The organism is Muriicola sp., from assembly GCF_041567615.1.
In the GTDB taxonomy this organism is placed as follows: Bacteria; Bacteroidota; Bacteroidia; order Flavobacteriales; family Flavobacteriaceae; genus Muriicola.
The window spans coordinates 1-9,174 of sequence record NZ_JBFGBM010000107.1 but is presented as its reverse complement, the minus strand read 5'-3'; the positions used below and the strand labels follow the sequence as shown (position 1 = coordinate 9,174).

The following is a 9,174-nucleotide window of genomic DNA, read 5'->3' as shown; positions in this document are numbered from 1 at the left end:
TTCTTCCCGCCTTTTTCCTTGAGCTGTTGCCTCTCCAGTTTCCTGAAATAGCCACGGGTGAGGAAGTTGTGCTTCAGGGCCTCCATATTCTGGTTGAATTTTTCCACCCCCTCCTCTACATTTTTGACTGTGTTCTCCAATTGACGTACCAGGAGTGTATCCTGGGTCAGGTACCGCATGGCTCCCCCTTCCCTATCGATCTCGGTGATCAATTCGTCCAGTTTTTGCACGGTGCTTTCAAGTCCGGCACTCGAGTTCTCCAAACTTCCTAAAACGTTTTGAACCTGCTGAGCAGTAAGGCTGTCTGCCAACAGCACACCTGCCGCACTCTGTTCAAAATCGATCTTTTTCATAATGTTGTTCAGCTCCGAAAGGGCCGAATTTGCCTGCCTGCTCGTGTGTTTGAGGTTGGTGATCGTCTGCTGAAGGTCACTGGCCATCACCGTGTCGTTCAACAAACGTCCAAAAGTGCCCCTACCCTGTACCAGTGACTGAGACACCTTTAAGAGCTGGGCTGTCAGAAGAGCGGCATTTTCATTGGTGGTGTTCAGGGTGCTGAGTATATCCTGGGTGGCGATCTTGCTGTAAGATTGCAGCTGGTCTCCCGGTTCAACAAGGAGTGTATCCCCTTCGGAAGGTACTATATTGACCAGCATACTGCCCACCAGACCATCGGTACCTATCATGGCCACGGCGTCTTTTCTGATGTGCTCCCGCATTTTGTCATCTATGGTCATATACACCTTGATGGTCGTGTCGTTGATCATCTCAATTCGATTTACCGTACCTACATTGATCCCGGAAAAGCGCACATTATTCCCTTTTTGCAGGCCACTTGCATTCTTAAAATCGGCATTGAGCTGAAATGTATTCCCGAACAGGTTCTGCTGGTTCCCGATCAGGTACGCAGCAATCACCAACAACACAGTTCCTATGACCACAAACACGCCGAGTCTTATATGGTTAGCCGTTGTTTTTTCCATGGTGCTACTTTTTAAAGAATGCTTCTACTTTCGGGTCTTTGTCGGAGGATAGTTCCTTGTACGTTCCTTCGGCATAATTGATACCGTCAACCAGGAGCACCATCCGTTCGGATATGACCCTGGCACAATCGACATCATGGGTGATGATAAGCGATGAGGTGTTGTATTTCCGCTGTATGCTCCGCATGAGTTCGATGATTTCCTTGGCTGTAATGGGGTCTAGCCCACTCGTAGGTTCATCATACAGGATCACTTTGGGTTTCAGTATGAGTGTACGGGCAAGGGCCACCCGTCTCTTCATACCGCCCGACAATTCCTCAGGCATCAGGTCGACGGTATGAGCCAGCCCTACATTCTCCAGGGCTTCCATCACCAAAGGCTCCGTATCCGTTATATACCCCAGTTTCTCCTTGTGCCGGCGCATGGGGAATTCCAGATTCTCACGCACAGTCATAGAGTCATACAGGGCACTGCCCTGAAAAAGAAAACCGATATCCGCTCTCAGGGTATCGAGCTGAGCCCGGTCCAGGGTGTTTACTTCCTTGCCCATAACTTCGATGTAGCCACTATCCGGTTGCATCAGCCCTACCAGGCACTTGATCATCACGGATTTACCGGAGCCGGATTTGCCCATGACCACGAGGTTCTCGCCCTCGAACAGCCTCAGATTAAAACCATTGAGCACATGGTTGTCACCAAAACTCTTCCGCAGGTCCCTGATATCGATGACCACCTTTTTCCCCTTTACCATTCCTCCTGCTGGTTTATCCCGGGCATCCGTTATGTTGCTGCGTTTTTCCATCCTACAATTCATAAAAAATATCCGATACAAATACGGCGATAAAATCTACCATAAAAAGCAAGAGGGAGGCCGTGACCACGGCCGTGTTGGCAGCAATACCCACTCCTGCCGTTCCTTTTTTGCTGAAATATCCCTTGTAACAGCCTACCAGACCGATCACAAAACCAAAAAAGAAGGACTTGACCGTGGCGGGTATCAGATCGCCATATCCAAGGGCATTAAAGACCGTATTAAAATAGAGCTGAAAGGATACATCCCCTTTCAGATTTTCTACCAATGCCGAGCCAAAGAGCGCGACCAGGTCTCCAAAAACGACCAGGAGCGGAAGCATGAGGGTGGTAGCCAGAATACGGGTCACCACCAGGTATTTGAAGGGATTGGTACCGGAAACCTCCATGGCATCAATTTGTTCTGTCACCCTCATGGATCCCAATTCTGCCCCCATCCCGGAGGCAATACGCCCGGCACAGATCAAGGCTGTGATCACAGGACCTATCTCGCGAACGATAGAAATTCCCACCATGTTCGGCATCCAGGAAACCGCTCCAAATTCTATGAGGGTCGGCCTGGATTGCAGGGTTAGTACCAGCCCTATGATAAAGCCGGTGACCACGACCAACATCAAAGATCTGTTTCCAACATTGTAACACTGCCGAAGCAGTTCTCTGAATTCCATAGGAGGTTTCATGACTTCTCTGAAGAAACGGGCGGCGAAATAAGCAAGGGCACCTGTTTCCTGAAAGAAATTCATCACGGCCCCATAAAATCTGTTGGCCAAGCGTCTTTGAGTCTGTTGCCCGACAGTCATAATCTTAAAGGTAGTTTTTCAATCTGATTTGAAAAATGATTTTAATCATGCCAGGGATTCACTCTTTACTGGTGCCAGAACGCCGAAATCAATATCCCTGTCCCCGGATATTCTTACCGTGAAGAAGAAGGAGGCGAAATACTATGCCACTAAACAGAGAGGGTGGTATAGAGCATTGCCGGGTTTGAGCAACAACAATTACAATTCCGTACGGTACCTGATCATGATGTCCTTGAAGAGCTCAGCCGTAGAGGGAGGTGTATAGGAGATGGCATTTGCCCCGGCCTCCATACAGGCAGAGATGGTATCCTCGGTCTTACCTCCCGTAGCAAGGATGGCCACATGAGCATCGATATCCCTGATCTTCTTTACAATGTCAGGGGTCTTCACGGCTCCGGATACGTTGAAGATGTCCACTCCGGCTTCCAGCCTGCCTTTGATGTCATCCCGTTCAGAAACGACCGTCAGGACTATGGGAATATCTATTTTTTCCTTGAGCCGATAAATGAGGTCATTAGGGGCTGGTTTATTTAGAACTATACCCAGGGCTCCCTGAAATTCGGCATGTATGGCAAGTTCAACGGATCGCTCTCCGCTGGTTATTCCGCCACCAATCCCACAAAAAATGGGTTTGTCTGAAGCCAGGATCAGGGATTGTGATATTACGGGTTGAGGTGTAAAGGGATACACTGCGATGATCGCATTGGCATTGGTATTCCTGATAATAGCCACATCCGTTGAGAAGAGGAAGGATTTCAGTAATTGTCCAAATACACGGATCCCACTGCACCTGTCAATGATCTCCGGGACGGTAACGATGTTCTTGCGAAGCCTACTGCCGAAATTGGGTATTCTTTCCATGAAGTATTGAGTTGATAGAAAACCTGTTTAAAGGTATTCAAATTAGGAAGATCCCTATCTCCTAATTGGGTTAATTTTAATATTCAAAGGATACATGTACTCCCTTGTTTTCCGAGGTTTTTGTCAGGTAAATGTATATTTCAAAATCTAGTTGTTCCTACTGTTCCTTAGGATAATCAGCCTCCCAATACAGGACGAATCAGTTTCTATTGCGTCCTCCATTATAATTCATTTTGCAGCTCTGGGAGACCCTTTTGGTGAGGATACGTGTTCCCTCATTTTGTATCTTTAGTTGATGATGGAAGCTGCACCCCTGATCAGTCACTTTGAGACCTACCTTCCTTTTACTGAGGAAGAAATAGCGTTGATAAATAACAGAATACATCGCAAACGCATCAAACGCAGGGAGTACCTTATGAGGGCAGGTGATATCTGCAGACATTACACCTTCGTGATAGAGGGAGTTCTGAGGATGTTCGGGATCGACGAGCAGGGCCGTGAACACAACATCCTCTTTGCGGCGGAGGGCGACTGGATAGCCGATATCAGCAGCTTTCATTCCACCAGGCCCGGGTTCTCAAATATACAGGCTCTGGAACCCTCTGAGATCATTCAGATCGAACAGGATGACCTGTATTATCTCTTTATCAATATCCCGAAACTGGACAGGGTCTTCAAGGTGGTTACCGAGGATAAATACGTGGAGCTTCAGGACCGGATCTTTCAGGATATCAGTTCCACCGGACTGGAACGCTACCTCTATTTTCTGGAAAAATACCCGAAACTGGGGTCCCGTCTCCCCAATACGCAGATCGCTTCCTACCTGGGGATCACCCCTGAATTCCTGAGCATGATCCGCAAGGAGCTGGTTTCCGGCAAATAATCATCGGCCTATACCGCCTGTATTTCTTAAACTACTTTATGGGTAAAAGCCTTTGTCCTGCCCCAACTTTGCGATAAACTCTTAAATCAATAATCATGAAAAATTCATTTTTTAAAGTTTTGTTGCCCGGGACATTTATATTTTTTGGACAGGAATTGGCTGCTCAAACTGATCATAAAGCAGCAGCAGAAGAAGTAGTGCATGCCTATTTCGAGGCTTTGAACAGGGCCGATCTTTCTGGCTTGCTGGAAAATTTCGCATCCGATGCGGTGTTGTTGCCCTCCGCAGCCTCCACAGCAAAGGGCATTGAGGGGTTGAAAGCAAATTACCAGTATGTCTTTGACAATTTTGGATTCAATCTGAGAGAGACCATCGAAAGCGTAGTGGTTACCAGAGATCATGCGATCGTACGTTCCACATCAGCAGGTTCCCTCCTGATCAAAGCTACCGGCGAAGAGGTACAGGATAACTTCCGTGAGGTGTTTGTCCTGAAAAAGGTAAAGAACAATTGGAAGATAGATACTTACATCTATAATCAATCCAAATAATGATCAGAACTACAGGGAGAGGAGTTTACAGTAAAGTGAACCAATTCGCTTCGCTCACTTTGTTTTTTATTTTCCTGACAAATTGAGGTGAGTTAGGATTACCTCCTTTCAGTCGGTGATCCTGAGTGAGGGGAGTTGACAGTAAAGTGAACCTATTCGCTTCGCTCATTTAGTTTTTTATTTTCCTGACTCTCATCAGAATAAATTCCACTCGGTTCAGGAAAATAAAAAACCATCGCCTAAAGACGATGGTTCTACTTTACTGTCGGGGTGGCAGGATTCGAACCTGCGACCTCCTGCTCCCAAAGCAGGCGCGATAACCGGGCTACGCTACACCCCGAGGCAGCATTTGCTGCAAATTCCTATAAGGAATAGTAAGAACTTATTACAGGCGGACGTGTCCGCCGAAGCTACATTTTAATGTAGCGGAGGCGGAGAGACTGGGACTCGAACCCAGGCGACACTTACGCGTCGACAGATTAGCAATCTGCTCCGTTACCACTCCGGCACCTCTCCAAAATTTCAATTCCTCAAAAATGATCTTGCGATTCATCATTGAAGCGGGTGCAAAAGTACTTCTTCATTCGCCGAAACGCAACTTTTTTGAAATATTTTTGGTGTGATCTCAGTCTGATATTCTACTCCGGGTACTCTACCCTCAGATGGTAGATGTTGGTGAGTTTTTGTTTCAGTACCTTCTTCACCATTTCGATCTCCTTAAAGGTGATATTGGCATTGAGAAACTGGTTGGATTTCATCTGCCCGCTCACGATCTTTTCCACGAATTCTTCAATCACCGGATAAGAGGGGTTGACGAGGCTCTTGGATGCGGCCTCAACAGAATCGGCCATCATCAGGATAGCGGTCTCTTTTGAGAACGGGATGGGTCCCGGATAGGTAAAGTCGGCTTCCTCCGCATCCGGATTATTTTCCAGTTCCTTTTTATAGAAATAGTACACCCTTGTGGTACCGTGGTGTGTGCGGATAAAGTCGATCACCCGGTCGGGGAGATTATTCCTCTGAGCCAGTTCTATCCCTTCTATCACATGGTTGATGATGATCTCAGCGCTTTCCTTTGGGTTGATATCGTCATGGGGATTTACATTGGTCACCTGGTTCTCTGTAAAATAAGTGGGATTGTTCATCTTCCCGATGTCGTGGTACAACGCACCTACCCTGGTGAGCATGGCATTGGCGCCCACAGCATTGGCCGCAGCTTCGGCCAGGTTCGCAACCTGAAGGGAGTGGTGAAAGGTCCCTGGGGCTTTGTTCGAAAGTTCTTTAAGCAACCTCGAATTTGTGTCAGAAAGCTCCAAAAGGGAGACATCCGATATCATCCCAAAAATCTTCTCGTAGATGTAAATAAGGGGTTGTGCAAAGAGGGTGATCATTCCGTTCAGGATAAAGATCCCAAAAGTGTAGAGGTTCATATCCTCCAGGTTCCCCTCGTGGATAATGTGAAAAGCAAAATACCCTACGATGTAGATCAGAGTGATCTGCCCCACAGAAATAAAGAGGTTGGCCCTTTTGTACAATTCGGATACCGTCAGGATAGTGACGATCCCCGCGATGATCTGCAGGAAGATATATTCAAAACTGTTGGGCACCACAAAACCGAGGATCAGGACAGTCAGCACATGGACGAACAGTCCGAGACGGGCATCAAAAAAGGTCTTGAGGATCAGTGGCAGGATACACAGGGGAACCACAAAAACATAGGTCTCATCATACTTCACCACGAGGGTGGTGAGAAAGACCATCAGCAAGACATTAAAAAATATGAACGTGACCTTTACATTATTCCGGTAGATGGCCGGCCTGTACTTCTGCAGGAATAGGAACAGCATCATCAGTACCAGGGCTACCAGGATTGTATAGCCAAAAAGGATAAAGTACTGACTGTTTTCGGTCCAGAGCTCCGACTCGTATTCCGCCTTCAGGGAATTGAGGATATTGAGGTTCTCGGCCTCCACGACCTCCCCCCGTGCGATGATCAGCTTACCTTCATCCACATTGCCCCGGGTTGTGGAGATTCTCGACAGTTCGTCTGCCAGTTCCTTTTCGGAGAGCTCGGCGTCATAGGTCACATTGGGTTTCAACACATTGAAGAATACCTCCTGATAAAGGGGGTAAAACTGTCCTGCCCTTCTCGAATCCAGGATACCCCTAATAACGGAATCGACCTGTGAAAGGGAATACAGGGCGTCTGCCCTGATCCTGCTGGCCTCGTTGTTCCTGACCAGGTACAAGTAATCCGGCGCATCTCTTGCTGAGGCCTTTTGAAGAATCCCGTTCCGGTAGAGGTCTGCCAGGACCTCCTCCCCTATGTTGGTGAGGCGCCCTTTTTGCCCATCGGAAAGTTGCTGACCATCGAGACTCTCCTGAAAATCTGCCAGGAAATTCCGGCTGACCTCCTCGATCACCGCTGTGTCGTACGTGTAGTAAGGAATTTGCCGCTCCCTGATGGCCCGCTCTTCCTCAGCGATCTCTCCTTCTCCCTTGCGGATGGAAAAATCGAAAGGAGCGTACAGATTTTCGTATTGCCAGGGTTTTCCCTTCTGGAATTCGTACTTGAATTTCCCTCCCTTTGGAAAAAAGAAGACGATGCAACCCACCGTCACAACATACAGAATGTACTTGTAGATCAGGCCCTGATTTTTGTACAGCTTGTCTAATGAATCTTCCATGCGATGCTGAGCTGGGATAAAAATAGAAAATATAATGTCAACCCTCTTCTTTTATATCCATCAGGTGATCCATTGGCGCATAATTTCTTAATTTCGCGACAGAACTAAACAACTATGAAAGAAGTCGTAATCGTGTCCATGGCACGGACTCCTATCGGGAGTTTTATGGGGGCCTTATCCGGAATACCCGCGCCTAAATTAGGTGCCGCAGCGATCAAGGGAGCGCTTGAAAAAATTGCCCTTTCACCCGATAAGGTGGAAGAAGTGCTGATGGGAAATGTCGTTCAGGCCGGAAGCGGCCAGGCCCCTGCGCGTCAGGCGGCCATATATGCGGGCATACCCGATACCGTTCCCTGTACCACCGTGAACAAGGTTTGCGCCTCCGGGATGAAGGCCATCATGCAGGGTGCACAATCCATCGCCCTGGGAGATACCTCTGTCGTCGTTGCCGGTGGTATGGAAAACATGAGTTTGATCCCGCATTATGTGCACATGCGTACCGGGCAGAAATTCGGTCCGGCCACCCTGGAAGACGGGATGCAGAAAGACGGTTTGGTAGATGCCTACGACCAGAATGCCATGGGAGTCTGTGCAGATCTCTGTGCCGTGGAACACAAATTCAGCCGGGAAGACCAGGATGCCTTTGCCATTCAGTCTTACCAGAGATCGGCCAGGGCCTGGGCAGACGGAAAATTTGCTGACGAAGTAGTCTCTGTGGAAGTGCCCCAGCGCAGGGGCGAACCTCTGATCGTTGCAGAAGATGAGGAGTACAAGAACGTAAAAATGGAGAAGATCCCCGGTCTGAGGCCCGCCTTTACCAAAGATGGCACAGTCACGGCGGCCAACGCCTCCACGATTAATGACGGAGCAGCAGCTGTGGTATTGATGAGCGCCGAAAAGGCAGCTGAATTAAAACTCAAACCCCTCGCCTCTATTAAGGCTTATGCCGATGCCGCCCAGGAACCCAAATGGTTCACTACGGCCCCTGCCAAAGCCCTGCCTAAAGCACTGGCCAAGGCCAACCTTAAGATAGAGGAGATCGACTTCTTCGAATTCAACGAGGCCTTCTCCGTGGTGGGATTGGCTAATATGAAACTCCTCGGACTGAATGATAAGAACGTAAATGTAAATGGGGGCGCCGTTTCCCTGGGTCATCCCCTGGGATGTTCCGGAGCACGAATCGTGATCACACTCCTGAGCGTGATGCAACAGAACAACGGTAAATACGGCGCAGCAGCCATATGTAATGGAGGGGGTGGCGCCTCGGCCCTTATCCTGGAACGTAAATAAGCATACTTGCAAAAAAACACCCATCACTACGGGCTCTGTGCCCAGAGTATCATCCCGGTTCGCGCTGCGGCAGGCGCCTCGGGAGAACAGGTCACCCAACTCCTTTACGGGGATCTGTACAAGGTGACCGACCATCGGAAGGAGTGGGTGAAGATACGGGTGACCTGGGACGGTACAGAAGGATGGATCCCCAAGAACCAGTCGTACCCCCTGGAAAAAGAGAGCTACAGGGAATTTAAAGCTGCCAAAGAACCAGCCCACGCTTCAGACCTTATCGCTTTTGTAAGTTCAGGTAAGAGCCAGTTGATCCCC

9 protein-coding genes and 2 tRNA genes are annotated in these 9,174 nt (G+C 48.5%); 4 read left to right on the top strand and 7 right to left on the bottom strand.

Translation table 11 applies throughout. The features are described 5' to 3' along the window. The 4 genes from ABYP73_RS08520 to ABYP73_RS08505 form a co-directional block, all read right to left on the bottom strand. A partial coding sequence (locus ABYP73_RS08520) for an MlaD family protein (protein ID WP_372974038.1) occupies positions 1-983 on the bottom strand: 983 nt, incomplete at its 3' end. Between the two features lie 4 nt (positions 984-987). Continuing rightward, a complete protein-coding gene (locus ABYP73_RS08515; RefSeq protein ID WP_372974040.1) occupies positions 988-1,734 on the bottom strand; it encodes an ABC transporter ATP-binding protein in 747 nt (248 codons plus the stop codon). 52 nt (positions 1,735-1,786) lie between these two features. Continuing rightward, positions 1,787-2,536, bottom strand: coding sequence for an MlaE family ABC transporter permease (locus ABYP73_RS08510; protein ID WP_372974039.1), 750 nt, complete (start codon positions 2,534-2,536; stop codon positions 1,787-1,789). Between the two features lie 255 nt (positions 2,537-2,791). Next, complete coding sequence (locus tag ABYP73_RS08505; protein ID WP_372974037.1) at positions 2,792-3,454, bottom strand: hydrolase; 663 nt, start codon at positions 3,452-3,454, stop codon at positions 2,792-2,794. 295 nt (positions 3,455-3,749) lie between these two features. On the opposite strand from ABYP73_RS08505, the gene ABYP73_RS08500 reads away from it, so the two are divergent. Both ABYP73_RS08500 and ABYP73_RS08495 read left to right on the top strand, forming a co-directional pair. Further along, positions 3,750-4,337 carry a Crp/Fnr family transcriptional regulator gene (locus ABYP73_RS08500; RefSeq protein ID WP_372945871.1) on the top strand — a complete coding sequence of 196 codons (588 nt, stop codon included), beginning with the start codon at positions 3,750-3,752 and terminating at the stop codon, positions 4,335-4,337. A 95-nt stretch (positions 4,338-4,432) separates the two neighbouring features. Next, entirely contained in the window at positions 4,433-4,885 is a 453-nt protein-coding gene (locus ABYP73_RS08495) for a nuclear transport factor 2 family protein (RefSeq protein WP_372974036.1), read from the top strand. 265 nt (positions 4,886-5,150) lie between these two features. Here the strand turns inward: ABYP73_RS08495 and ABYP73_RS08490 are convergent. From ABYP73_RS08490 to ABYP73_RS08480, 3 genes are all read right to left on the bottom strand, one after another. Then, a tRNA-Pro gene (locus ABYP73_RS08490) sits at positions 5,151-5,225 on the bottom strand. A 92-nt stretch (positions 5,226-5,317) separates the two neighbouring features. After that, positions 5,318-5,401: transfer RNA gene (locus tag ABYP73_RS08485), tRNA-Ser, on the bottom strand. A 122-nt stretch (positions 5,402-5,523) separates the two neighbouring features. Further along, entirely contained in the window at positions 5,524-7,572 is a 2,049-nt protein-coding gene (locus ABYP73_RS08480; protein ID WP_372974035.1) for an HD family phosphohydrolase, read from the bottom strand. Between the two features lie 114 nt (positions 7,573-7,686). Between ABYP73_RS08480 and ABYP73_RS08475 the strand changes: the two genes are divergently transcribed. Next, the gene (locus tag ABYP73_RS08475) at positions 7,687-8,862 is read left to right on the top strand and encodes an acetyl-CoA C-acyltransferase (protein ID WP_372974034.1); all 1,176 of its coding nucleotides are present in this window, start codon (positions 7,687-7,689) and stop codon (positions 8,860-8,862) included. Between the two features lie 6 nt (positions 8,863-8,868). After that, positions 8,869-9,174, top strand: a 306-nt coding sequence (locus ABYP73_RS08470) for an SH3 domain-containing protein (RefSeq protein ID WP_372974033.1), incomplete at its 3' end; no start/stop codon positions are given.